Genomic DNA, 23,384 nt, shown 5'->3' with positions numbered 1-23,384 from the left:
GTGCGCGACGGCGCGATCTCTATCGCGCTCCCAGCAGGCGATATCCAACCCCTGTCTCGGTGACGATATGAACCGGCTGGGCAGGATCGCTTTCGAGCTTTTGCCGCAGATGCCCCATATAGACGCGCAAATAGTGCTGGCTTTCGGTGTGGGCCGGTCCCCAGACTTCGCGCAGCAGTTGCTGATGAGTCAGCACGCGGCCGGCATGGCGTACGAGCGTCGTGAGCAACCGGTACTCGATCGGTGTCAGGTGAATGGGAACGCCATCGCGCGTGACGCTGCGGGCCGCCATATCCACTGCAACGCAGCCGAAGCATACCTGCGGTGACTCCTGCTCGCCGCCGCGGTTGCGCCGACGCAACTGCGCCCGAATGCGGGCGAGCAGTTCCGGCACACCAAAGGGTTTGGTCAGGTAATCGTCCGCGCCGGCGTCGAGTGCGGCGACCTTGATATCCTCGTGCGTGCGCGCCGACAGCACGATCACCGGCCGATCACACCAGTTGCGCAACTCGCGGATGACGTCGATCCCGTCGGAGTCCGGAAGGCCAAGGTCCACGACGATCAGGTCGGGCTTGCGCGTCGCCGCTTCTCGCAACCCTTGCTGCCCGGTCTCGCCCTCGAACACGGTCATCCCGTGTGCTTCCAGCGTAGTGCGCACGAAGCGCCGGATCTGTTTGTCATCCTCGATCATCACGACGGTCACAGCCGGCTCGCTCATGATCGATCCGGTACCGAGGCAGAGCGCGTCTCTGTGTCTTCGTCAGGGAGCGTCTCCGAAGGCGGGGATTCGTTCGCGGGCAAGGTGAACCAGAAACGCGCGCCGATCGCGTTGCCATCCGAGTCCTCGCGATTCTCGACGCCGATTGTCCCGCCATGCGCCTCGACAATCGCCCGGCAGATCGCGAGGCCCAGACCGATGCCCGGCTTCGCTGACTCCTTCTCGCCGCGCGTGAATTTGTCGAAGAGACGATGTTCCATGCCCGACGGAACACCCGGGCCGTTGTCCTCGATACAGACCCGGACGAACTTCTGGTCCGCGTTGCGTTCGACCGTCGCGTCGATCAGCAACGCTGTTCCCGGAGGCGTGTACTTCGCCGCGTTCTCGAACAGGTTCGCGAAGAGCCGCTCCATGAGCACCGCATCCAGCCTGACGAGCGGTAGCTCAGGCGGAACGCGAACCTTCACCGGATGCCCTTCCAGCGTACGACGGCATACCGCTAACGCTGCGCCGACCACTTCTTCCAGCATCGACCATTGCCGATTCAACCGAATGGCTCCGGCCTCAAGCCGCGCCATGTCGAGCAGATTCGTCACGAGCCCGCTCATGCGCAGCGCTTCTTCGTGGATCGCGTGGATCAGGTCGCGCGACGAATCGCGAGATGAAGTGACCGGCTGCTGATCTTCGAGCACCGATGCAAAGCCGACGATCGACGTAAGTGGTGTGCGCAGGTCATGGGAGATCGCCGACAGCAAGGAGTTGCGCAAGCGCTCGGACTCCATGCTGACGAGGGCATCCTGTGCGATTTCCACGTAGTGAACTCGTTCGAGTGCCAGCGCTATTTGGGCGGCGAACGTGTCGATCATGCGCTGCTGTTCGGGAATCGCAAGCTCCGCGGGCCGCTCGGTGACGAGCGCGAGAACGCCGCGGGTGCGCATCGGCGCCTTCAGCGGCAGGTAAAGCGCTGCGGTGGCGGGCAGCGTGTCGGTGCCGCGACCCGCCGGCTTCTGCTGGTCGTACACCCATTGCGCGACATCGAGGTCGAGGCGCGCGGCATCCAGCGTGACATCCGGATTCGGCTCGTCGATTTTCTGCCTGACCTTTTCGGCGCTGTCGGGGAGCAGGATCGCCACCTTGGCCTGGAACACCTCGCCCACGTGGCGAGTGCCGATTTCGATGATCTGCTGCGTCATCAGCGCGGCGCCCAGCTCCCGGGTCATCGCGTACATCGCGCCGGTGCGACGCTCGCGCAAGGAAGCGACATGCGCCTGATGCCGCAGGCTCGAAGTGAGGTGACTGATCGTCAATGAGGTGAGCAGCATCACGACAAAGGTCAGCAGGTACTGCGTATCCGAAACGGAAAACGAAAACTGCGGCGGCACAAAGAAAAAATCGAACGCGGCGACGCTCAGGAACGACAGCAACACGCCCGGCCCCCGCCCCAGCCGGACAGCGGCAAAGATGACGCCAAGCAGGTACAGCATCACCAGATTCGCGAGAGCGAACTGATGCCGGGCGAGCACGCTCGCGAGAACGGTGAGCGCGGCGCCGATGCCGAACGCGTACAGGTACGCATTGGGCTTCGAGCGCGCTTGGTCGCGCGCGGCAGCGAAGTTCAGGATGCCGCGATGCGGGCCGTGCGCTTCTCGTGCGAGATTTGCGCCGACGAGCGTCACGTCGATGTCGGCCGCACATCTCACGAGGCGCTCGCCGACCGGCTGCGCCATCACACGATGCCAGCCGCGTGCCGCCGAGGCACCGGCCACGAGCTTCGACACATTGCGCATGCGCGCATAGGCGACCAGCGTCTCGGCGGCATCGGTGCCATCCAGGGTGACGGTTTCCGCGCCGAGATCGGCGGCGAGCTTGAGCGCATCGAGCGTGCGCTTGCGCATCTCGTCGGAAAGACGCTGAAGCCCTGGCGTCTCGACGTAGACCGCGAGCCAGTCCGCCTTGAGGCCCGCGGCGAGCCGTGCGGCCGCACGGACCAGCGCGGCGCTTTCCGGTCCGGGTCCGATGCACGCGATAAGTCGTTCGCGCGCCTGCCAGATTCGCTCGATCGACTGATCCGCGCGGTACTCGCGCATTTGCGCATCGACGCGATCGGCTGTGCGCCTGAGCGCCAGTTCGCGAAGGGCGATGAGATTGCCCTTGCGAAAGAAATTGCGCACCGCACGCTCGGCCTGCTGAGGCAGATACACCTTGCCTTCCTGCAAGCGTTCGAGCAGTTCCTCGGCTGGCAGGTCGACCAGCGTGACTTCGTCGGCGAGATCGAACACGCGGTCCGGCACGGTTTCCCAGACGCGAATGCCGGTGATGCGGCCCACGATGTCGTTCAGGCTTTCGAGGTGCTGGACATTGACGGTCGTGTAGACGTCGATGCCGGCGTCCAGCAGTTCGTATACGTCCTGCCAGCGCTTCACGTGACGGGCGCCCTGCACATTGGAATGCGCGAGTTCGTCGACAAGAATCAGTTGTGGCTTGCGCGCGAGCGCCGCATCGACATCGAACTCGGCGAGCTTGCGGTTGCGATATTCGATGTGCGCGGGCGGCAGCACGTCGAGACCGTCGAGCAGCGCGAGCGTTTCCTTGCGCCCGTGCGTCTCGACGATCCCCGCCACGACATCGACGCCCTCTTCCCGCCGTCGATGTGCCGCCTGCAGCATCGCGAACGTCTTGCCGACCCCGGCCGAAGCGCCGAAAAAAATCTTCAGCCGCCCGCGCTGACGCTTCTCTTCATCACGCTGGATCTTCTCCAGCAGTTCATCGGGATCGGGCCTTTCCATCACTGCACGGGCTTCAGTTCGTCGAGCGCGAGATTGAGCTTCAGTACGTTCACGCGCGCCTCACCCAGAACGCCGAACTGCCGCCCACTGGTGTTGCGTTGCACGAGTGCTTCGACGTCGTTGTGGGACAACTTGCGCGCCTTCGCGACACGGTCGATCTGATAGGCGGCGGCAGCCGGGCTGATCTCCGGGTCGAGCCCGCTGCCCGAGGACGTGACGAGATCGACCGGCACAGGCGCGGTGTTGGACGGGTCCGCGTCGTGAAGCGCGCTCAGGCGCCCTTTGACTTCGTCGGCGAGCGCGGGGTTGGTCGGCCCGAGGTTCGAGCCGCTTGACGCCTGAGCGTTGTACGGATTCGGCGCCGTGGCCGACAGCCGGCCCCAGAAATAGTCGGGCGCATCGAACTGCTGGCCGATCAGTTCCGACCCGACCGCCTTGCCGTTCTTGATGATGAGACTGCCGCTCGCCTGTTCGGGGAAGGCCACATGCCCGATCGCGGTGACCACGACTGGATAAACCGCGCCGGTAATGACCGTCATGGCGGCAAACAGCACCAGGACGGGACGAAGGAAGTTTTTCATGATGTTTGACTCGCTTGTTTTAAGACTCTTTCGCTCGATACACTCAGGCCCAGCCGAAACCCGTCAGGACCATATCGATCAGCTTGATGAACGGGAACGGCAGGAGCAGCCCGCCCAGACCGTAGATCAGCAGGTTGCGCCGCAAGAGAGACGCCGCGCCCAATGCGCGGTACTTGACGCCCTTGAGCGCCAGCGGAATCAGGAACACGATGATCAGCGCATTGAAGATCACCGCCGACAGGATCGCCGAGGCGGGTGAAGTCAGGTGCATCACGTCGAGCACGCGCAGTTGCGGATAGGTCGTCGCGAACGCGGCCGGGATGATCGCAAAGTACTTCGCGACGTCGTTGGCAATCGAGAACGTCGTGAGCGACCCGCGTGTCATCAGCATCTGCTTGCCGATCTCGACGATCTCGATCAGCTTGGTCGGGTTCGAATCGAGATCGACCATGTTGCCGGCTTCTTTCGCCGCCTGCGTGCCGGAGTTCATCGCGACCGCGACGTCGGCCTGGGCGAGCGCCGGCGCGTCGTTGGTGCCGTCGCCCGTCATCGCGACGAGGCGCCCTTCCGCCTGATGACCCCGGATCGTCGCAAGCTTCGCTTCGGGCGTCGCTTCGGCCAGATAGTCGTCGACGCCCGCTTCGGCTGCGATCGCCGCGGCCGTCAGCCGGTTGTCGCCCGTCACCATCACGGTCTTGATGCCCATCTTGCGCAGTTCGGCAAAACGTTCCTTGATGCCGCCCTTGACGATGTCCTTCAGCTCGATCACGCCGAGCACGCGCGCGATGTCGCCCTGCTTCTCGGCGACCACGAGCGGCGTGCTGCCGCGCCGCGCGACGTTGTCCACGGCTGCCTGCACGTCCTGCGGATAACGGCCGCCGTTCGTTTCGACGTAATGCTTCACCGAATCGGCGGCGCCCTTGCGAATCTCGTGGTCCGGCAGGTCGACGCCGCTCATGCGCGTCTGCGCGCTGAAACTCAGGAACGTCGCGTGCAGCATCGCCATGTCGCGCTGGCGGATGTTGAAGCGCTGCTTCGCGAGCACCACGATGCTGCGTCCTTCGGGTGTCTCGTCGGCAAGCGACGCGAGTTGAGCGGCATCCGCGAGATCGTGTTCCGAGAGGCCAGGCGCCGGCAGGAAGGTCGACGCCTGGCGGTTGCCGAGCGTGATCGTGCCGGTCTTGTCGAGCAGCAGGACATCGACGTCGCCCGCCGCCTCGACCGCGCGGCCCGATGTGGCGATCACGTTCGCCTGCATCATGCGGCTCATGCCCGCGACGCCGATCGCCGACAGGAGCCCGCCGATGGTGGTCGGGATCAGGCAGACGAGCAGTGCGACGAGCGCTGTGATCGTCACGACGTGACCCGACTTCATGGCTGCGACCGAGAAGATCGAGAACGGCAGGAGCGTCGCGGTGGCGAACAGCAGCACGAGCGTCAGCGCGACGAGCAGGATCGTCAGCGCGATCTCGTTTGGCGTCTTCTGCCGTTTCGCGCCTTCGACCATCGCGATCATGCGGTCGAGAAACGCCTCGCCCGGATTGACCGACACGCGCATCACGATCCAGTCGGAAAGCACCCGCGTGCCGCCCGTGACCGCGGAGAAATCGCCGCCCGACTCGCGGATCACCGGCGCGGACTCGCCCGTGATCGCAGATTCATCGACCGATGCCACGCCTTCGATCACGTCGCCGTCGGCGGGAATCACATCGCCCGTTTCGACCAGCACGACATCGTCCTTGCGCAGATCCGTCGATGCCATGATCTGCACCGGCGATTTCGGATGGGGCTGATTCAGCTTTTTCGCCACGACATTGTGCTTCGCGCTTCTGAGCGACGCTGCCTGCGCCTTCGAACGGCCCTCGGCAAGCGCCTCGGCGAAGTTCGCGAACAGCACCGTGAACCACAGCCATAGCGCGACTGCGAGAATGAATCCCGCGGGCGCCTCGGCCTGACCGGCGAGTGCCGCGATCCACAAGGCCGTGGTCAGGATGCTGCCCACGTAGACGCAGAACATCACCGGATTGCGCAACTGGGTGCGCGGCGTGAGCTTCCTGAACGAATCGACGATCGCCGGCCTGACGATCTGCGGATCGAACATCGAACGTGCTGCCGAGCGCGTATGGACACCCGGCTCCGGCGTCTTCTGGGGCGCCTGGTTTGGATTCTTGACAGGCGGTTTGACAAGTGTAGACATGCTTTCCTCTGGATCATTGACCGCTTATTTGCCCGCGAGCATCATCAGATGCTCGACGACCGGACCGAGCGCGAGCGCCGGCACGTAGGTCAGCGCGCCGACCAGCACCACCGTGCCGAGCAGCAATACGACGAAGAGCGGACCATGGGTCGGCAGCGTGCCGGCCGTGACGGCAATACGCTTCTTGGCTGCGAGCGCGCCCGCGATGGCGAGCACCGGGACGATCGAACCGAAGCGGCCGAACCACATCGCGATGGCGAGCGTCGTGTTGTAGAACGGCGTGTTGACAGACAGTCCGGCGAACGCGCTGCCGTTGTTGTTCGAAGCCGAGCTGTACGCGTAGAGCACTTCGGAGAATCCGTGCGGGCCGGGATTGAAGATCCCGGCGGTGCCCGCCGCACTCAGCACGCCGATCGACGCGCCGACCAGCACCAGGAACGGCGTCAGCAGCACGACAATCGCCACCATCTTCATCTCGTACGATTCGATCTTCTTGCCGACGTACTCAGGCGTCCGCCCGATCATCAATCCCGCGACGAAGACCGCGAGCAGCGCGAACACCAGCATCCCGTAGAGACCCGATCCGACGCCCCCGAAGATCACCTCGCCCAATTGGATCAGCAGCAGCGGGACAAAGCCGCCCATCGGCGTGAGCGAGTCGTGCATGTTGTTGACCGCGCCGCACGATGCGGCGGTCGTCGCGACCGTGAAGATGCCGGACTGCGCGATGCCGAAGCGCGTTTCCTTGCCTTCCGCATTGCCGCCCGCCTGCAATGCCGACGCAGTCTGATCGACGTGCAATGATGCAAAGAGCGGGTTGCCGGCCTGTTCCGCCGAGATCTCGCCCCAGCAGGCGACGGCAAACGCGATCGTCATCGCGGCGAGCACGGCGTAGCCTTGCCGCCTGTCGCCGACCATGCGGCCAAACACCACGCAGAGTGCAGCAGGAATCACCAGCATCGCGATCATCTGCACGAAGTTCGAGAACGGTGTGGGGTTTTCGAACGGATGCGCGGAGTTGGCGTTGAAGAAGCCGCCGCCATTGGTGCCGAGCATCTTGATCGCTTCCTGCGAGGCGACCGGGCCCATCGCGATCGTCTGCTTGTCGGCCTTGTGGTCCTCCATCACCGGATTGCCCTTCTCGTCCTTGACGGCGTTGCCCTGCGCATCGGTCTTGGGCGTCTGGTAGGTCGTGACCTGTAGCGTCGACACATCCTTGTACGACTCGAAGTTCTGGATTGCACCCTGACTGACGAACACCAGCGACACGACGACGGCAAGCGGCGCGAGCACGTATAGCGTGATGCGCGTGAGATCGACCCAGAAATTGCCGATCGTCATCGCGGTGTGGCGCGCAAAGCCGCGGATCAAAGCGACGACGACCGCGATCCCGGTCGCCGCCGACAGGAAGTTCTGCACGGTGAGTCCGAGCATCTGCGACAGATAGCTGGCGGTCGCTTCAGGCGAGTAATCCTGCCAGTTGGTGTTGGTCACGAAGCTCACGGCGGTATTGAACGCGCCGTCGGACGTCATCGGGCCGAAACTCTGCGGATTGACCGGCAGCCACTGCTGCAGGCGCAGGAGGCCGTACAGAGCAAGCGCACCGAGCGCATTGAAAGCGAGCACGGCGAGCGCGTAGCGCTTCCACGACATTTCGGCTTGTGCATCGACGCCCGCGAGCTTGTATAGCACCGCTTCGAAAGGTCGACCGATACGGCGCACGACGACCGACGACCCATCCATCACACCGGTGATATAGCGGCCGAGCGGTATCGCCAGTCCAATCAGGACGACGATAAAGAGCGCGGTTTGAAACAGGTTATTGGCGTTCATTCCAGATCCTCCGCACGCAGCAACGCGTACACGAGGTAGACGAATAGAAGCAGCGTCGATGCGCTTGCGAGCCACAGCATCCAGGTAGTCATGGGCGACCTCCCGGAGCGCGGCGGAGCTTCTCGCAGCCGGTGGCAAGCGCCGCGCAAAGGCCGAAGAAAACGGCAATGCCGGCGATGTAAAGCAAGTCCATTGTTATGAGCTCCCGTAGCGGATTCGGACGAACTGAAGCGTACTCAAATCCACATAAAAGCCCGGCTAAGAATCAGGCTTCGGGTGTAAAAATCGTGTAAACGCCGCTCGGCGTCGACGGTGAAAACAGAGCATCGTGGGGGAGTGATCGGCACGGCGGCCGGTGGGACTTTCCAGGCGTACCACGTCGCGACGAATCAGGTCGCGTAATCGACCATATATGATTAGATATGCTTCGTAATTACATCGACGCTACGCGTCAAGAGTATCTTTTTTCATCGTTTTTATGTCGGACGCCCTAGACTCGTCGATGTGTTCAACAGCAAGCCGCTTTGGCTCCAATGCGGCGCCCTCATCACAATGGCCCTGGCCCATACGGTTCAAACCTGCTCGTCGCGTCGTGATCGGCCGATGTGCATCAACGAAGCGCGCTCGACGTTGCAACTCCAGGTGACACTGCCCGGCACGTCCTCTCTGAATGCCAGGCGGGCATTACGTTGCGCGTTGGGCGATGCGCTGCGCATGTATGTGGTGAAGATCGATCGCGCGCACACCACGATCACGCTTCAGATCGAGACGACGAGCCCGGCGCTGACTGACGTCATAGGGTCGCTTGCCGCAGGCTTGACTGAGGCAACCGTCGGTCGTGTAAGACCGAACGCGCTGTAGCAGCGCGGGCATCGACTGATGTCCCGACGGCGCGCATGAATGCGAAAACGATGAGGCCGGGCACCTGGCCTCATCGTCACCGACGCGTCAGATCTTCTCGACAGACGCGTCGTAGATTTCGTCGATGGACTCTTTGAGCGTCGTATTGAACTCGTCGTCGCTCATCGACTTCTTCAACTCGTTGATCAGCGCGCGCGAGAAGCTCGCGATCATGCCGTGGTTCTCGGCAAGACGCTTGCACGCGTCGCTACGCGTATAGCCGCCCGACAGCGCGACCACGCGCACGACACGCGGATGCTCGATCAGCGGACGATAAAAGTCCACTTCGTCAGGGATGGTCAGCTTGATCATCACCTGGCTCGACTCGGGCAGCGCGTCCAGACCCTTGATCAATTCATCGCGCAGGATCTTTTCCGCGCCCTTCTTGTCCGGGCTCTTGATCGACACTTCGGGTTCGAGAATCGGCACGAGACCGTGCCCTATGATCTGCGCACCCACTTCGAACTGCTGTTTCACCACAGCGGCGATGCCCTGCTCGTTCGCGTGGTGGATCACCGAACGCATCTTCGTGCCGAAGACGCCGAGTTTCACCGCGCGTGCCAGCAGCGTATCGAGACCAGGGTTTGGCTTCATGACCTGTACGCCATTGGCTTCCGCTTCGAGGCCCTTGTCGACCTTGAGGAACGGCACCACGCCCCTGTCTTCCCACAGGAATGCAGGCACCGGCTTGCCGTTCGCCTGACCATCCATGGTGGCTTCGAAGAGAATGGCGCCGATCACCTTCTCACCCGAGAACGACGGCGCGGTGATGATGCGCACGCGCATTTCGTGCATCAGCTTGAACATCTCGGCGTCGCCGCTGTAGGCGTCATCCGGAATACCGTACTGCCGTAGCGCGCCCGGCGTCGAACCGCCGCTCTGATCCAGAGCGGCGATGAATCCCTGCTTCTTCGCCATTTGCGCCAGCATCTTTTCGTTAGCCACGAACATTTCCCTCCTCAAGGTTCAAACGCCGGAACGCGAGCACGGTCCGTGCAGTCAGTTTACTGTGTTTGAAACAGTGTCCATCATTTCATCGACTCACGTCGACATGCAAGATTTCACATGCGTCTCGTGGCTCACCGCACCGAACTGCGTCCGTTCGCAGATCGAAGGCGAGAGGCAGATCTTGCCCTCGACGAACGGTTTGACGCATTTTCGTTCTGCTGCGGCGTGCTGAACTCGATGATGTTCATTGCCGTGAACGCCCGTTGTCGATCCGCATGCGAATGGTTCGTCGTATCTATGTACCGATCGGGTTCGTCGACCTGGAGGTCAGTATGCGCAAGCTTGTTGTTTCCGCGTTCATCAGTCTGGATGGCGTAATTCAATCCCCTGGCGGGCCTAGAGAAGATTGCAGCGGTGAATTCCGCCTTGGTGGCTGGATAGTTCCCTATGCGGACGAAGCCACCGGCCGAAACTTGCAGGACCTGCTCTCGCAGCCGTTCGATCTGCTGCTGGGGTGTTGCACCTACGACATATTCGCGTCGTACTGGCCGCGCGTACCGGCCGATTCAAAGAGCCGCGCCATCGCTGACCTTTTCAACAGCGTACCCAAGCACGTGGCGACGCATCGACCCGGTACTCTTGACTGGCAGAACAGTCGTGCGCTTAAAGGCGACCTTGCCGACGCGATACGCGCGCTTAAACGTCAGGACGACGCCGATCTATTGACGTTCGGCAGCGGCGACATGGTGAGCCAACTGCTCGCGGCTGGCCTGGTGGACGAGCTTCGGCTTCTGATTTAACCCATCATGCTTGGGCGGGGCAAGCGCTTGTTCGGTGAAAACGCACTGGCGTCTGCCTTCACTCTGGCGCACTCGACAAGCACGCCAGGCGGCGTACTGATTACCCTCTACGTGCGCAACGGCGAGGTGCGCACAGGAGCGTTCGATGAAGTCGACTAAGGCACGATTTGCAGAGTGACGAATCATCCACGCCGAACCCGTTTCGCGGGTTGGCTTAATTCTCGCGTCATGGGGCGAAAACAGAACACCTGTTCGCGCGTGCCGTAGTCGCCCCGCGCAAAACGTTTTGTTGTTGATGGCGGTCGCTGGGGCAGGAGCGAACCAGAGCATTGCCGGATCGCTAAATAAACGGCGGGAGGGAGCGGTGACACGGATTGCAGAAAGCAAAAAGCCCAGCATCGAGAACTGGGCTAGCGCTTTGATTCGATTGGGGTGGCTGATGGGACTCGAACCCACGACGACAGGAATCACAATCCTGGACTCTACCAACTGAGCTACAGCCACCACTGACCAACTGATTTACTGCTCTCGGGCTTGCCAGAGCTGGCTTACCGATCGAGAAGCGAGATTATACGAATAAAGATTCCGTTTGCCTAGTCCCTCGCGAATCAATTCGTGCCGGATTCCTCGGCCAGTTCCAGCGCCTCGCGCAAATGACCGCGCGCCTCGTCGAAGATCGCGAGATCGCGCGCCGCGAGCCGACGGCTGTCCGACAGCACGCGACGCCAGCCGCGCGCCCCCGCCACGCCCCGGTACAGCCCGAGCGCGTGCCGCACGATCGCGCCGAGATACGTCCCCCGCTCAAGCTCCGCGCGCGCGTACTCGATCAGCTCCGCCTCGATCTCCTCGCGCGTCGGCACCGGCGTGCTGGCGCCGTAGAAACGCGAATCGACGCCCGCCAGCACGAATGGATTGTGATACGCCTCGCGGCCGAGCATCACGCCATCGACGTGCTTCAGATGCTCTTCCACTTCGTCGAGCGTCTTGATGCCGCCGTTGATCGAAATCTCGAGCTGCGGAAAATCGCGCTTCAGCCGGTACGCATACTCATACTTGAGCGGCGGAATCTCGCGATTCTCCTTCGGGCTCAGGCCCTTCAGGATCGCATTGCGCGCGTGCACGATGAAGACCTCGCAGCCCGCGTCGGCGACCGTGCCGACGAAATCGCGCACGAACTCGTAGTTCTCGACCGCATCGACGCCGATCCGGTGCTTCACCGTCACCGGAATCGCGACGGCGTCGCGCATCGCCTTCACGCAATCGGCGACGAGCTGCGGCTCGTTCATCAGGCACGCGCCGAACGCGCCGCGCTGCACGCGCTCCGACGGACAGCCGCAGTTCAGGTTGATCTCGTCGTAGCCCCATTGTTCGCCGAGCTTCGCGCTCTTCGCGAGATCGGCCGGCTCGCTGCCGCCGAGTTGCAGCGCGACCGGCGCCTCGGCGGGCGTGAAGGCGAGATGCCGCGCGACGTCGCCGTGAAGGAGCGCGCCGGTGGTCACCATTTCGGTGTAAAGCCACGTGTCGCGCGTGATCAGACGATGAAAGGAACGGCAATGCCGGTCGGTCCAGTCCATCATCGGGGCGACGCTGACGCGGCGGGGGCTGGGCTTGGAAACTGCTGACATGGAAAACGCGGGAAGATGGCGTGGGGCGCGCAAAAACGCGCCGAATCCATCATTTTACCGTAGGACGGTGAAATCGACCGGCTGCGCCACAGCGACGGCCGCCGAACTGCAACGCCCGCAGCCGGTCACATCAGCAAAGCGACGCCGCGCGAAACCCGACGCCGGCGAAAATCGGGAGCAAGCCATGACGAGCCAACCCTTGGTCGCAGCCGCCTTCTTCGCGTTCGCGAGCGCGCTGGCCGCTGCGAACGCCTGTGCGCAGACGGCGCCGCCGGGCGACGCCAACGCGTCGATGGTCAAGCCGCCGGGCGCGGCGGGCGCGAGCGCCACGCGCCCGAACAATCCGGACAACATGCCGGTCAAGCGCCCGGCTGCCCCGCCCAACAGCGACCGCATGCTGCACAACAGCCCCGCCAGCGACGCGATCGCGAAGTAAGCCGCACGCGAACGGTCGGACGAAAGTTCCGGCGAACGCTCAGATGAGCGCGATCGACACTTCGGTCGACTTGACGAGCGCCACCACTTCCGTGCCGACGGCGATCGCGAGTTCGTCGATCGAGCGCGTAGTGATGACGGACGTGACGATGCCGAACGGCGTATCGACATCGACTTCCGACACCACCGGCCCGCGGATGATTTCCTTCACTTTGCCCCGGAACTGATTGCGCACGTTGATGGCGGTGATGGTCATTGCTCGTTTCCTTCGTGTTGGGTTTTTTCAGACGGCGGACGCCGTCGGCAAGGGACGAAACTCGCTCGGTTCATGCCCGAGCACGCGCGTGAGCACCGCTTCCTCCAGCGCGGCGAACGAAGGCGAGGTCCGCGAACGCGGTCTCGGCAGACGAATCGCGGCATCGTAGGCAATGCGCCCCGCCTCGATCAGCACGATGCGATCGCCGAGCGACACCGCCTCCTGCACGTCGTGCGTGACGAGCAGCGCCGTGAAGCGATGCTCGCGCCACAGCCGTTCGATCAGCGCGTGCATTTCGATGCGGGTGAGCGCATCGAGTGCGCCGAGCGGCTCGTCGAGCAGCAGCAGATCCGGCCGATGCACGAGCGCGCGCGCCAGCGCGACGCGCTGACGCTGGCCGCCGGAGAGCTGCGCGGGCCAGTCGTCTTCGCGATCGCTCAGGCTCACCTCCGCGAGCACCGCGCGGGCCTCGTCGCGCGCGTTGCGCGGCAGGCCGAGCATCACGTTCTGCAGCACGGTCTTCCAGGGCAGGAGCCGCGCGTCCTGGAACATGATGCGGGTCTGCAACGCCTGGCCTGCGCGCTCGCCGTGACGCTCGAGTGTGCCGCCGCCGGGCGCTTCGAGTCCCGCGACCAGCCGCAGCAGCGTCGATTTCCCGCAGCCGCTCCTGCCGACGATCGACACGAAACTGCCCCGCTCGATCGCGAAATCGAAATTCGACAGCACGTTGCGGTCGCCATAGCGCTTGTCGACGTTTCGCATTTCGACGGCGAAATCAGCACCCGAGGCGGGCGTCGCGGCGCGGGCGAGCGGCGCTGCCCTGCTCTCGTCTCGCCTCGGTCCGAAGTCGAGTTCGCCGCCCGCGAAGTCGGTGGAAGAAGTGATGGCGCTCATCGCGTGGCTCCTTTTGCCTGATAAGCCGGGTGCCAGCGCAGCGTCGCGCGCTCGATGCCCTTCGCGAGCATGTCGGCGAGCTTGCCGAGCAACGCGTACAGCAGGATGCCGACCACCACGACGTCGGTCTGAAGAAACTCGCGCGCGTTCATTGTCATGTAGCCGATGCCCGATTGCGCCGAAATCGTTTCCGCGACGATCAGCATCACCCACATGAGCCCGAGCGCGAAACGCACGCCGACCAGAATCGACGGCAGCGCGCCCGGCAGGATCACATCGCGGTAGAGCGCGAAGCCGGAGAGCCCATAGCTTCGCGCCATCTCAATCAGACCGGCATCGACGGACCGGATGCCGTGGAACGTGTTCACGTACACCGGAAAAAACACGCCGAGCGCGACGAGAAAGAGCTTCGCCTCCTCGCCGATGCCGAACCACAGGATCACGAGCGGGATCATCGCGAGCGCGGGGATGTTGCGGATCATCTGGATCGTTGAATCGAGCGCGGTCTCGGCGCTCCGGGAAAGACCCGTCGCCAGCCCGAGCGCGAAGCCGATGCCGCCGCCGATCGCGAAACCCGCCACCGCGCGCCACGCGCTCACTTTCACGTTCGCCCACAAGTCGCCGGACTGCACGAGCGTCCACGCGGCCGTGACGACCGCGAGCGGCTCGGGCAGGATCCGCGCCGACAGTCCGCCCGTGCGCGCGGCGAGTTCCCACGCGACGAGGATCGCGAGCGGCACGAGCCACGGCGCGCCCTGCGCCGCGACGCGGCGCAGCAGGCCGGCTGCGGCAGCGCCGGCACGCGCGGTGCTCGGCTGGGCTATGTCGATATGAGCCATGAGTCGTGCTCCTTAATCAGCTTTGCGACGCGCGCGGCACGTACGTATTGCCGACGACCTCGCCGAACGGACCGGACAATGGGCCCGCGACGCGTTCCTTCTGCTCGCGCGGCAGAAGCGGAAACACGAGTTCGGCGAACCGGTACGACTCTTCGAGATGCGGATAGCCCGAGAGAATGAACGTATCGATGCCGAGCGCCGCGTACTCCTTCATCAGCCCCGCGACCTGCTCCGGATTGCCGACGAGCGCCGTGCCCGCCCCGCCGCGCACGAGCCCGACGCCCGCCCACAGATGCGGATAGACCTCGAGCTTGTCGCGCCGTCCGCCGTGAAGTGCCGCCATACGCCGCTGGCCTTCGGAATCCATCTTCGCGAACTGCGCCTGCGCGCGCTGGATGGTTTCGTCGTCGAGTTTGCTGATGAGCTTGTCGGCGGCGGCCCACGCTTCCTGCTCGGTCTCGCGCACGATCACGTGCAGGCGGATGCCGAACCTGATCTCGCGGCCCTCTGCCGCCACGCGCTTCCTGACATCCGCGAGCTTCTTTTCGACGTCGGCGGGCGGCTCGCCCCAGGTGAGATAGGTGTCGATGTGATCGGCGACGATCCCGTGCGCCGCCGCCGACGATCCGCCGAACCACAGCGGCGGATGCGCCTTCTGCACCGGCGGATAAAGCAGCTTGCCGCCCTTCGACGCGAGATGCGTGCCTTCGAAATCGATCGATTCGCTCGTGTGCGACGCTGCAAGCAGCTTCTTCCAGATGTGCAGGAATTCGTCGGTGACTTCGTAGCGAGTGTCGTGATCGAGGAACACGCCGTCGCCTTCCAGTTCGGCCTGATCGCCGCCCGTCACGACGTTGATGAGGAGACGCCCGCCTGAGAGCCGGTCGAAGGTAGCCGCCATGCGCGCCGACAATCCTGGCGACGACAGTCCCGGCCGGATCGCGACGAGAAACTTGAGGCGCCTGGTCGCGGGAATCAGGCTCGACGCGACGACCCACGCGTCCTCGCACGAGCGGCCGGTCGGCAGCAGCACGCCTTCGTAGCCGAGCGTATCGGCGGCGACGGCGATCTGGCGGAAATAATCGGCGTCCGCGGCGCGCGCGCCTTCGGTCGTGCCGAGATAGCGGCTGTCGCCGTGGGTCGGAATGAACCAGAACACATTCATCAGGGGCTCCTGCGCTGTTCTTTGTGAATTCGAAAAGGGAATGAGGCAATGCGGCGCCGCAGGAGGCGAGCTCTCGCGAGCCCGAGAAAGGACGAAGCCGGACTCAGGTCGCGCAGCGGATCAGCGCGGCGAGCGTCGCGGCCGTTTCGCGCGGCGCGCTGGCCGCCGCGAGGCTCGCGGCTTTCGTCCGCAGTTCGCGCAACTGAGCCTGTTCGTCGAGCGCGTGCGCGAGCGCGTCGGCGGATGCGCTCACTCGCTGGACGGTCTCGGGGGAAGCGACATAGCCGCTTGCGGATCGCGGCAGATCGGCGTCGGAAGCAAACACGTTCGGCAGATGATGCCGCGCACCGAGCGACGACAGCACGGGCTTGAGCGCATAGTCGAGCGCAAGCAGATGCGCGAGCGAGCCGCCCGTCGCGATCGGCAGCACGATCTTGCCGGCGAGCCCCGTCTGCGGCAGCAGGTCGAGCAGCGTCTTGACGAGGCCGCTGTAGGACGCCTTGTAGAGCGGCGTCGAGATCACCACCGCCTGCGCGTGCTCGATCAGTTCGAGCGCCTCGCGAATCGACGGATGAGCGAAGTCCGCATGCATCAGCGCCGCCGGCGGCAGCGCGCGCGCGTCGATGCGCCTAACGGCGATGCCGCGCGAGCGCAGCGAGCTTTCGGCAAGCGAGAGCAGATGCGTGCTGCGCGACTGGGCGGCGGGACTTCCGGAAATCGACACTACATAGGACATCGCTGCTGTTTCCTTGTGCTCGCGCTCGTAATGTCAGTCGCGCGTTCGCGCGGGACGGCCGTTCCGTCCCACTGGTGAAACAGTCTAGGGATGACCCTCATCGTTTAGAACGATTTTTTCCAGCTTAGGTTTTCCGCTTTCGTGATTTGGCTGGCGCCCGGAGAGCGGTTGTCGGCGCATGAGCAATGAAGCGCGGGCACCACGAGGAATCGCGGGAATGACGGGAAGCGCGCCCACTATAATGGCGCTCATCCCAAAAAAATACGGCGCAGCCGGCGGCTCGCGCCATACGCGGTGCACTCAATGCAAAAAGTCATTTTGCCGTTTGTTTCCGGCTTTCTCGCGGCCCTGTTTTTCCGCGAAGCGACGCTCGCGCTGCTGCACGCGGCCGGCGTAATCGATCCGGCCGGGTATTCCACCGCTCCGTTCCTGCCGCTCGGCATTCCCGAGTTCATTGCAAACGCGCTATGGAGTTCCGTGTTCGGCGTGCTGATGGCGTGGCTGTTGCGCATCGCGCCCGATCGCAGCGCGCCGTGGATCGGCGCACTCGTGTTCGGCGGCATCGTGCTGACGGCGGCGAGCGTGTTCGTCGTCGGTCCGGCGCGCGGCATCTGGCCGAGCGGCAACATGCTGCCGCGCCTTGCGATCGGATTCGTGACCAACGCGATGTGGGGCTGGGGCGCGCTCGTGTTCATGCGCGCCTTCATGGCGGAAACCGCGGGCGAGCGCGCGCGCGATAACCGCAGCGGACGCCGGGCGCCCTAATCCTTCAGCAGCTTCAGCGGATGGTGGTCCCGCGACCACGGGCTTTCGAGCATCCGCTTGACTTCCTCGGGCGTGACGTCTTCCAGCCGCGCGACCTTCCACGCCGGCTCGTTGTCCTTGTCGACGATGCGCGCCCGGATGCCCTCCACCACGTCGCCGTGCTCGAACACGTTGCGCGTCACGTCGAGGTCGCGCCGCAGCGTGTCGGCCATCGTCGAGAGCCGCGCGCGGTCGACGAGTTCCAGCGCGATCTCGATCGACAGCGGCGAGCGCTCGCGCAACACGGCGATCGTCTCCCTCGCCCACTCGGCGGCGGCGCCGCCATCGGCTTCCTTTTCCAGCGACGCGAGAATCGCTTTCCCGTCGCCCGCCGCGAAATGCTTGTCAATCGACGTGCGGACCGCGGCGAGCGGGCTCGCGTCGGGTGTGGGCGTTACCTTGTGCTTCACGCACTCGGCGCCGACGAAACGCACGATGTCCACGCCGTCGTTCAGACGCTCGTGCTTCAGCGCCTCGATCAGGCCGGGCAGCGCGGCGTCGTCGAGATAGGCGTCGGCGAGGCGCGCGTAGAGCGCGTCCGCGGCGCCGATCGTCGCTCCCGTCGCCGCCAGATAGCGCCCGATCGCACCCGGCGCACGGGCGAGAAACCAGCTCGCGCCGACGTCAGGAAAGAGGCCGATGCGCGTCTCCGGCATTGCCATTTTCGTCGAGCCGGTCACGATCCGCAGTCCGCCGGTGTGATGCGCGCCCTGCGAAATGCCGACGCCGCCGCCCATCACGACGCCGTTCGTCACCGCGATATACGGCTTCGAATATGTGAAAACGGTGTGATTGAGCCGATATTCGTCGGTGAAGAACTTGTCGACGGTCGCGCGCTCGCCCGCCTTCGCCGCCTCATAAAGGAAGCGGATGTCGCCGCCCGCGCAGAACGCGCGCGGGTGCGGACTGTAGACCACCACAGCACGGATAGCGTGATCGTGGCGCCAGTCGCCGAGCGCATTGCGAATGGCGTGCAGCATGCCGCTCGTGAGCGCGTTCAGCGCCTGCGGCCGATCGAGCGCGATAAAGCCGATGCCGTTGGCGGTTTCGATGTGGATGTCGTGGGTTCTCATCGGTGCAAAGGGTTCGGTTCGCTAAGTGTCGATTCGTTACCACGCGAGCTTCATGCCCGGCCGGGGTCGTGGCCGAACCACGCGTCGAGCGAAAGCTCGGCGAGCGCTTCGGCCGGCGAGCGCGGCAGCGGAACTTGCGTGGAATGCATTGAAGAAGCTGACTGCGTCGCGTGCGGAAGGCGCGACGACCGCACGGAATTCACGATAGCAAGCGCGACGATGCCGTGCAGGTTCGCCCACAGTGCCTCGGCGCACGCGGCGGCCGGCGCTCCGGCGCTCAGGCGCCCGGCCGCGCGCAATTCGACGAACGCGTCGGTCACGAGCGACAGGGTTTTTGCGGCATCGGCAGTAGCGGCGCTCGCATCGACGCCCGACGCTTCCATGAACATCAGGCGATACGTTTCGCAATGACCGAGCCCGAATTCGACGTAGGCGCGCCCCATTGCCTTCAGCCGCTCGGCGGCATCGACGATACTCGCGTGGGGCGCGAAGGCCGTCAGCAGTTGCGCGTAGCCCTCGCTGCGCAATGCGCGGGCGATCTCGGCGCGGCTCTTGAAATGCAGGTACAGGGCGGCGGGCGAATAGTCGATCGCCTCCGCGATTTTGCGCATGGACAGCGCGGCGTAGCCCTCCCGGCCGACGATTTCCCGCGACGCACTCAAGATGCGCTCTCGCACCGCCTGCCGCTGTTCGGTCCGTCGTTCCTGGATTCCCATGCGGGCACTCTCGGAAAATGAGTCCGGACTGACGGTCGTTCAGTCCGGCCGAGCGCTTCAGACTATTATTTTGCGCTTATTGTCGGATCGCGGCGCGGCGCGCTCGAACGGTTCTTCCTGCTCACTCGTGATGGCCGACGCGATCACGATGCAAACGGCCAGAAACAGCACGCCGGCAGCGGCCCAGATCAGCCAGAAGGCATTGAATTCGACGAACGAACTCGCCAAGGTATGAAACATGACAACCCCCGAGCGACTTTTATAGTTGGCTGCAGCCGCGAAAGCGCGTCTCACGGAGCAAGCTGCGTGCCGCACCAGTCGCGATGCGCGGCGCACGATAACTGGAATGGTAATCGCAAATCAGAACCCGCGTGAGGTCGCTCGCGGCTTTTGCCGTGCGTTTATGTACGTTTGTGCGCGCTGGCAGGCGGACGGCCGGGAAGGACCGCCGCACCGCGCGTCGGCGCTGCGGGAGCGCTCACCGGGCAGGGCTTACAAGGGCGTGTAATTGCGTCCCGGCGCGCGGGACGGATGCACGGCGAAACGCTCAGGCGATCACTTTTCCGGGCGGAAAATGGCCGCTCTTCAGAAGCACCGGCAAGCCGTTGCTCACCCGCAGATGCTCGCGCGCAACGGCCTCGATGCGCGGGCGGCCGGCGTCGAATGCGCCGATCCAGCCGCTGCTGTCGAAGCTCTGCGCATCGAAATGATCTTCCAGTGCCTCGACGGAGATCGCACACGGGACGCGCGCGCCGTCGACGAGCGCATCGAAGACGATCGTCAGATTGGCGCTGTGATAGTCGGGAGCGTCCTGGGGAAATTCGATAACCATGATCGCCTCGTGACTGGACAGAAAGGTCGGAAAGGTCGGAAAGGTGGCCGAAAGCAGATCCGGGGCGGCGCGGCGTTGCGCGCTCGAGCCCGAAAAGACCGTCGCAGCCGGTTCGGCGGATATGGTACTCGCGAGCACGATGCGCGGTCCAGAGCGGACAGCCGCCGCCCGCCGAAACCCGATGTGCGGGTCAATGAAGATGTATCTGTCATGCCTCGAACACGGCGGTCGGCACGTCGACGATGAAAAGCGACGTCGCCTGAGGGTCGGCGTAGTCGAAGCGCAGATGCCGGCTCATCTCCCGCACGCGGTCTCGTGCGCGCTCACACGCTTCGCCGGTGAGTTCAGTGCCGCTCTTCAACAATTGCGGGTCGAACCGGTAGTGCACGCCCCACGCGACGTTGCCCGGATGATTGGCCACGCCGCTCGTGCGCCAGCTGACAAAGAGCGACGGCGTAAGCTCCGGGCCGACCTCGCTCACATCGGCGTTGCTCGGGAACAGATCGAGCAGACAACGCGCGATGTCGTGCAAGAGCGGATGGCGTACGTTGAGCTGGCGCATCAGGTCACGGAAAGAAGACGGTCGATGTAGTCGCGGGCCGCCTGTTCGACGTGCGCGAGCGCTTCGTCTTCGGTCGCGAAGCGCTGCTCGCTGCCGAGATCGACGAGCGCCTCGAAGCGATGCGCGTCGTTCGGACCGCGCTGCGCGACGCTCACGGCGCCCACGTAGATCGGCGCTTCGGCGATGCCGCCGGCGGCGGCATCGGGATGATGTGTCTGGGTCAGACGCGCCGACGCGCTGATGTAATAGCCCCGGTAGGGCCTGGATACACGTTCTGCCATGTGGTTCTCCTTATGCGGTTCGAGGCGCCGATACACCGATAACGCCGGCCGCCGGCTCGTGGCCGCGAACGGCGGGCGCATGCAGTAAGGTTCGCGATTCGGAAATTAGTTCGCGCCGATTTCCGGCTTTGCGGCAAACCATGCCGATTGCCGTGTGCGCCTGATTCGGCCCTCGCGGCCAGGCCTTACGCCCTCGCAAGGCGCGCGCCCGCGTGACGCCGCGCTAACAACCGCTTACGCGGCGCGTAAAGCGCGTGTGGGAAAATACTGCCACCCAGGCTTGAACCCACCCTTTCCCTGTTTTTCACGAGGTAAAAATGAAGGAATTTGCGCGGCGCGTGCGCCGCACTTCGCCGAGATTGCCAGGCCTGCCGCTTGGCGCCGCCCTTGTCGCCGCAGCCGCGGGCCTTTCGGCTTGCGCTTCGTCGAACAATGCGTCGCTCATCAACCTGCCCGACGGACAAACCGGTTACGCGATCAACTGCAGCGGCGCCGATGCGTCGTCGAGCTGGGGAAGCTGCTATGTGCTCGCCGGCAAGGCCTGCGGCGCAACCGGCTACGACATCGTCTCCAAGGACAATGAGGAAGGCGGACCGACCGGCGGTGGCATCAGCAACGTGATCTCCGCGAACGTCAAGAACCGCTCGATGGTCGTGCGCTGCAAGTGAGCGCGGGCGTCGCGAAGGCGCGCGCCCGGCAACGCCGTCAGTGTGCGCTGACCTTCGAAAACACATTGAGCACGACGACCCCCGACACGATCAGGCCCATGCCGAGCACGGCGGGCCAGTCCGGGATCTGCTTGAAGAGGATCGCGGCGACCGCCGTGATCAGCACGATCCCCGCGCCGGACCAGACGGCATAGACGACGCCGACCGGAATCGAGCGCAGCGTGAGCGACAACAAATAGAACGAGAAGCCGTAGCCCACGACGACGACGATCGACGGGATCAGACGCGTGAAACCGTCGGAGGCGCGCAATGCGGACGTCGCCACGACCTCGGCGACGATCGCGAACGCGAGGAGCACATACGCGGACGAACGCATGCGCCCTATGCCCCCGATTCCCGCGTGAGCGCAAGCGCGCCAAAGTCCTGACCCAGCACCGCGCAGAGCGCTTCGACCACGAGTTGGTGATCTTCGCGTTGCGGCAACCCCGAGACCGCCACCGAGCCGATCACGCCCGCGCCCGCGACCGAGAGCGGAAAGGCGCCGCCATGCGACGCGAACTCGGCGGCGGGAAGGCCATATTTGTCGCCGAGTGTCGTGCCCTGCTGCTGGAGTTGCAGGCCGATCGCATACGAGCTGCACCGGAAATGCTCGACGGTTCGCGACTTGCGCTCGATCCATGCGCTGTTGTTAGGCGTCGTGCCGTCGAGCGCGGCGAAGAAGAGCCGCTGGCCGAACGTGCGCACGTCAATCGCGACGGCCGCGCCGCGCGCGAAGGCCATCTCGCGCAGTTGCGCGCCGATCTGCCATGCGCGCTCGCAATCGAACTTCGGGAAAACCAGCGTTTTTTCCTGATGGGCGATGGCGTTGAGGTCGTGAGGGATGTCCATGGGGATGCCTTCGTGATCGTTTCGAATGAATTGGAACCGCATGCGCGAGCGCAATTTTGACACGCCCGCGTGCAAATGACGCAGCGCGCACCGTCACGGACTTTCATTCAAACGACATTGCGCGTCACCATGAGACGAAACCAGGATCAAAAGCAATTTTTCGCGATTCGCGTCAGATTGATCGCATGCGGCATCGCACGACTTAGGTCGTCCGCCTCAGAACGCGATCACGAATTTAATCGCGTACGCCGCCAGATAATCCCAATCAGATATTTCGCGTTACTAAGCGTAATTCAGGTAACTGCAACACGGCCGTCAGGCAGTCGATGAGTTACACCGATGGCGCTGATGACGGGCAGCGCGGCCGCCATCGTCGATCGGGACAATCGCTTCGCTGCGGGTGTCGGCGTGTATCGCGACAAGGCGGCGCTCGCGGTCGGCTTCCAGCGCCGTTTTACGCGCGACGCCGTGCTGACACTGGGCGAGGAGACGACAGTCCGCGCCAAACGTGGCAATCGGCTTCTGACGCGGCTTCACGGTTGCACACACGCTTTTCTCGAAATCGGGCCGGAGGCGCAAGAACCAACCTCTTCGCATCTCGCCAGAATCTCGAAAAGCTTGCGGCGCCTATCCCGATGCTCTATAATCTTCTCTTCGACGGACGCGGGGTGGAGCAGTCTGGCAGCTCGTCGGGCTCATAACCCGAAGGTCGTAGGTTCAAATCCTACCCCCGCAACCAAGTATTCAAAGCAAAAAGCCCGGCGAGCCGGTAATGCCGTTCAGTTAAGCACTGGACGGCATTTTAATTTTGGTGCGGGAAGTGGTTGTAAACGTTGCGCCGAGCTGT

25 protein-coding genes, 2 tRNA genes and 2 pseudogenes are annotated in these 23,384 nt (G+C 64.1%); 7 read left to right on the top strand and 22 right to left on the bottom strand.

What is annotated here, in order from left to right; translation table 11 throughout:
• Positions 1-19: 19 nt before the first annotated feature.
• The 6 genes from kdpE to kdpF all read right to left on the bottom strand — a co-directional run bounded on the left by kdpE (position 20) and on the right by kdpF (position 8,207).
• Positions 20-718 carry a two-component system response regulator KdpE gene (gene kdpE, locus AWB81_RS18020; protein WP_062637776.1) on the bottom strand — a complete coding sequence of 233 codons (699 nt, stop codon included), beginning with the start codon at positions 716-718 and terminating at the stop codon, positions 20-22.
• Positions 715-3,504: a DUF4118 domain-containing protein gene (locus AWB81_RS18015; RefSeq protein WP_062637773.1), complete on the bottom strand. Its 2,790-nt coding sequence runs from the start codon at positions 3,502-3,504 to the stop codon at positions 715-717. Before AWB81_RS18015 ends, kdpE begins: the two co-directional genes overlap by 4 nt.
• On the bottom strand, positions 3,504-4,085 hold the full coding sequence (gene kdpC / locus AWB81_RS18010) for a potassium-transporting ATPase subunit KdpC (RefSeq protein WP_062637771.1): 582 nt from the start codon (positions 4,083-4,085) through the stop codon (positions 3,504-3,506). Before kdpC ends, AWB81_RS18015 begins: the two co-directional genes overlap by 1 nt.
• Before the next feature lie 43 nt (positions 4,086-4,128).
• Complete coding sequence (kdpB, locus tag AWB81_RS18005; protein ID WP_062637769.1) at positions 4,129-6,186, bottom strand: potassium-transporting ATPase subunit KdpB; 2,058 nt, start codon at positions 6,184-6,186, stop codon at positions 4,129-4,131.
• 120 nt (positions 6,187-6,306) lie between these two features.
• Complete coding sequence (gene kdpA / locus AWB81_RS18000) at positions 6,307-8,115, bottom strand: potassium-transporting ATPase subunit KdpA (protein WP_062637768.1); 1,809 nt, start codon at positions 8,113-8,115, stop codon at positions 6,307-6,309.
• Positions 8,112-8,207 (bottom strand): K(+)-transporting ATPase subunit F, encoded by a 96-nt coding sequence (kdpF, locus tag AWB81_RS17995; protein WP_062637766.1) that lies wholly within the window; start codon positions 8,205-8,207, stop codon positions 8,112-8,114. The genes kdpA and kdpF overlap by 4 nt, the downstream gene beginning before the upstream one ends.
• 412 nt (positions 8,208-8,619) lie before the next feature.
• Between kdpF and AWB81_RS17990 the strand changes: the two genes are divergently transcribed.
• Positions 8,620-8,976: a hypothetical protein gene (locus AWB81_RS17990; protein ID WP_144444137.1), complete on the top strand. Its 357-nt coding sequence runs from the start codon at positions 8,620-8,622 to the stop codon at positions 8,974-8,976.
• 87 nt (positions 8,977-9,063) lie between these two features.
• On the opposite strand, the gene AWB81_RS17985 is transcribed toward AWB81_RS17990, so the two are convergent.
• Positions 9,064-9,960, bottom strand: a complete 897-nt coding sequence (locus AWB81_RS17985; protein ID WP_062637903.1) for a fructose bisphosphate aldolase — start codon at positions 9,958-9,960, stop codon at positions 9,064-9,066.
• Positions 9,961-10,295: 335 nt separating this feature from the next.
• Here AWB81_RS17985 and AWB81_RS17980 point away from each other — a divergent pair.
• Positions 10,296-10,922, top strand: a pseudogene (locus AWB81_RS17980) (dihydrofolate reductase family protein).
• A 269-nt stretch (positions 10,923-11,191) separates the two neighbouring features.
• On the opposite strand, the gene AWB81_RS17975 reads toward AWB81_RS17980, so the two are convergent.
• Together AWB81_RS17975 and dusA are read right to left on the bottom strand one after the other, a co-directional pair.
• A tRNA-His gene (locus AWB81_RS17975) sits at positions 11,192-11,267 on the bottom strand.
• 104 nt (positions 11,268-11,371) lie between these two features.
• Positions 11,372-12,388: a tRNA dihydrouridine(20/20a) synthase DusA gene (gene dusA / locus AWB81_RS17970; protein WP_062637762.1), complete on the bottom strand. Its 1,017-nt coding sequence runs from the start codon at positions 12,386-12,388 to the stop codon at positions 11,372-11,374.
• 184 nt (positions 12,389-12,572) lie between these two features.
• Between dusA and AWB81_RS17965 the strand changes: the two genes are divergently transcribed.
• Positions 12,573-12,824: a hypothetical protein gene (locus tag AWB81_RS17965; RefSeq protein WP_087135054.1), complete on the top strand. Its 252-nt coding sequence runs from the start codon at positions 12,573-12,575 to the stop codon at positions 12,822-12,824.
• Between the two features lie 39 nt (positions 12,825-12,863).
• On the opposite strand, the gene AWB81_RS17960 is transcribed toward AWB81_RS17965, so the two are convergent.
• From AWB81_RS17960 to ssuE, 5 genes are all read right to left on the bottom strand, one after another.
• Complete coding sequence (locus AWB81_RS17960) at positions 12,864-13,079, bottom strand: TOBE domain-containing protein (protein ID WP_062637750.1); 216 nt, start codon at positions 13,077-13,079, stop codon at positions 12,864-12,866.
• A 27-nt stretch (positions 13,080-13,106) separates the two neighbouring features.
• On the bottom strand, positions 13,107-13,973 hold the full coding sequence (locus AWB81_RS17955; RefSeq protein ID WP_062637747.1) for an ATP-binding cassette domain-containing protein: 867 nt from the start codon (positions 13,971-13,973) through the stop codon (positions 13,107-13,109).
• Positions 13,970-14,812, bottom strand: a complete 843-nt coding sequence (gene ssuC, locus AWB81_RS17950; RefSeq protein ID WP_062637745.1) for an aliphatic sulfonate ABC transporter permease SsuC — start codon at positions 14,810-14,812, stop codon at positions 13,970-13,972. Before ssuC ends, AWB81_RS17955 begins: the two co-directional genes overlap by 4 nt.
• A gap of 16 nt (positions 14,813-14,828) precedes the next feature.
• Positions 14,829-15,977, bottom strand: a complete 1,149-nt coding sequence (gene ssuD / locus AWB81_RS17945) for an FMNH2-dependent alkanesulfonate monooxygenase (protein WP_062637744.1) — start codon at positions 15,975-15,977, stop codon at positions 14,829-14,831.
• A 103-nt stretch (positions 15,978-16,080) separates the two neighbouring features.
• Positions 16,081-16,713, bottom strand: a complete 633-nt coding sequence (gene ssuE, locus AWB81_RS17940) for an NADPH-dependent FMN reductase (protein ID WP_062637742.1) — start codon at positions 16,711-16,713, stop codon at positions 16,081-16,083.
• A gap of 303 nt (positions 16,714-17,016) precedes the next feature.
• On the opposite strand from ssuE, the gene AWB81_RS17935 reads away from it, so the two are divergent.
• Positions 17,017-17,478, top strand: a complete 462-nt coding sequence (locus AWB81_RS17935; RefSeq protein WP_062637740.1) for a hypothetical protein — start codon at positions 17,017-17,019, stop codon at positions 17,476-17,478.
• Here the strand turns inward: AWB81_RS17935 and AWB81_RS17930 are convergent.
• The 6 genes from AWB81_RS17930 to AWB81_RS17905 form a co-directional block, all read right to left on the bottom strand.
• Positions 17,475-18,590, bottom strand: a complete 1,116-nt coding sequence (locus tag AWB81_RS17930; RefSeq protein WP_062637738.1) for an enoyl-CoA hydratase/isomerase family protein — start codon at positions 18,588-18,590, stop codon at positions 17,475-17,477. The two genes, AWB81_RS17935 and AWB81_RS17930, sit on opposite strands and share 4 nt — an antisense overlap.
• Positions 18,591-18,640: 50 nt before the next feature.
• On the bottom strand, positions 18,641-19,306 hold the full coding sequence (locus AWB81_RS17925) for a TetR/AcrR family transcriptional regulator (protein ID WP_062637736.1): 666 nt from the start codon (positions 19,304-19,306) through the stop codon (positions 18,641-18,643).
• A gap of 57 nt (positions 19,307-19,363) precedes the next feature.
• Complete coding sequence (locus AWB81_RS17920; protein ID WP_143753645.1) at positions 19,364-19,600, bottom strand: hypothetical protein; 237 nt, start codon at positions 19,598-19,600, stop codon at positions 19,364-19,366.
• A 253-nt stretch (positions 19,601-19,853) separates the two neighbouring features.
• Entirely contained in the window at positions 19,854-20,138 is a 285-nt protein-coding gene (locus AWB81_RS17915) for a DUF1488 family protein (protein ID WP_062637901.1), read from the bottom strand.
• 208 nt (positions 20,139-20,346) lie between these two features.
• A complete protein-coding gene (locus tag AWB81_RS17910; RefSeq protein WP_235025824.1) occupies positions 20,347-20,700 on the bottom strand; it encodes a hypothetical protein in 354 nt (117 codons plus the stop codon).
• Complete coding sequence (locus AWB81_RS17905; protein ID WP_062637899.1) at positions 20,700-20,981, bottom strand: hypothetical protein; 282 nt, start codon at positions 20,979-20,981, stop codon at positions 20,700-20,702. The genes AWB81_RS17910 and AWB81_RS17905 overlap by 1 nt, the downstream gene beginning before the upstream one ends.
• Before the next feature lie 317 nt (positions 20,982-21,298).
• Here AWB81_RS17905 and AWB81_RS17900 point away from each other — a divergent pair, with 317 nt between their 5' ends.
• On the top strand, positions 21,299-21,649 hold the full coding sequence (locus AWB81_RS17900) for a hypothetical protein (protein ID WP_062637730.1): 351 nt from the start codon (positions 21,299-21,301) through the stop codon (positions 21,647-21,649).
• 37 nt (positions 21,650-21,686) lie between these two features.
• Here AWB81_RS17900 and AWB81_RS17895 read toward each other — a convergent pair whose 3' ends face one another.
• Together AWB81_RS17895 and AWB81_RS17890 are read right to left on the bottom strand one after the other, a co-directional pair.
• Positions 21,687-22,025, bottom strand: a complete 339-nt coding sequence (locus AWB81_RS17895; protein ID WP_062637728.1) for a DMT family transporter — start codon at positions 22,023-22,025, stop codon at positions 21,687-21,689.
• Between the two features lie 5 nt (positions 22,026-22,030).
• A complete protein-coding gene (locus AWB81_RS17890) occupies positions 22,031-22,537 on the bottom strand; it encodes a heme-degrading domain-containing protein (protein ID WP_062637726.1) in 507 nt (168 codons plus the stop codon).
• Between the two features lie 339 nt (positions 22,538-22,876).
• Here AWB81_RS17890 and AWB81_RS48765 point away from each other — a divergent pair.
• Positions 22,877-23,002: pseudogene (locus AWB81_RS48765) on the top strand (YadA-like family protein); the annotation flags it as partial.
• A gap of 197 nt (positions 23,003-23,199) precedes the next feature.
• A tRNA-Met gene (locus AWB81_RS17880) sits at positions 23,200-23,276 on the top strand.
• Positions 23,277-23,384 lie beyond the last annotated feature (108 nt).

The organism is Caballeronia arationis (assembly GCF_001544975.2).
Lineage (GTDB): Bacteria > Pseudomonadota > Gammaproteobacteria > Burkholderiales > Burkholderiaceae > Caballeronia > Caballeronia arationis.
The sequence above is the reverse complement of the archived record's forward strand: the minus strand, read 5'-3'. Positions and strand labels throughout refer to the sequence as shown.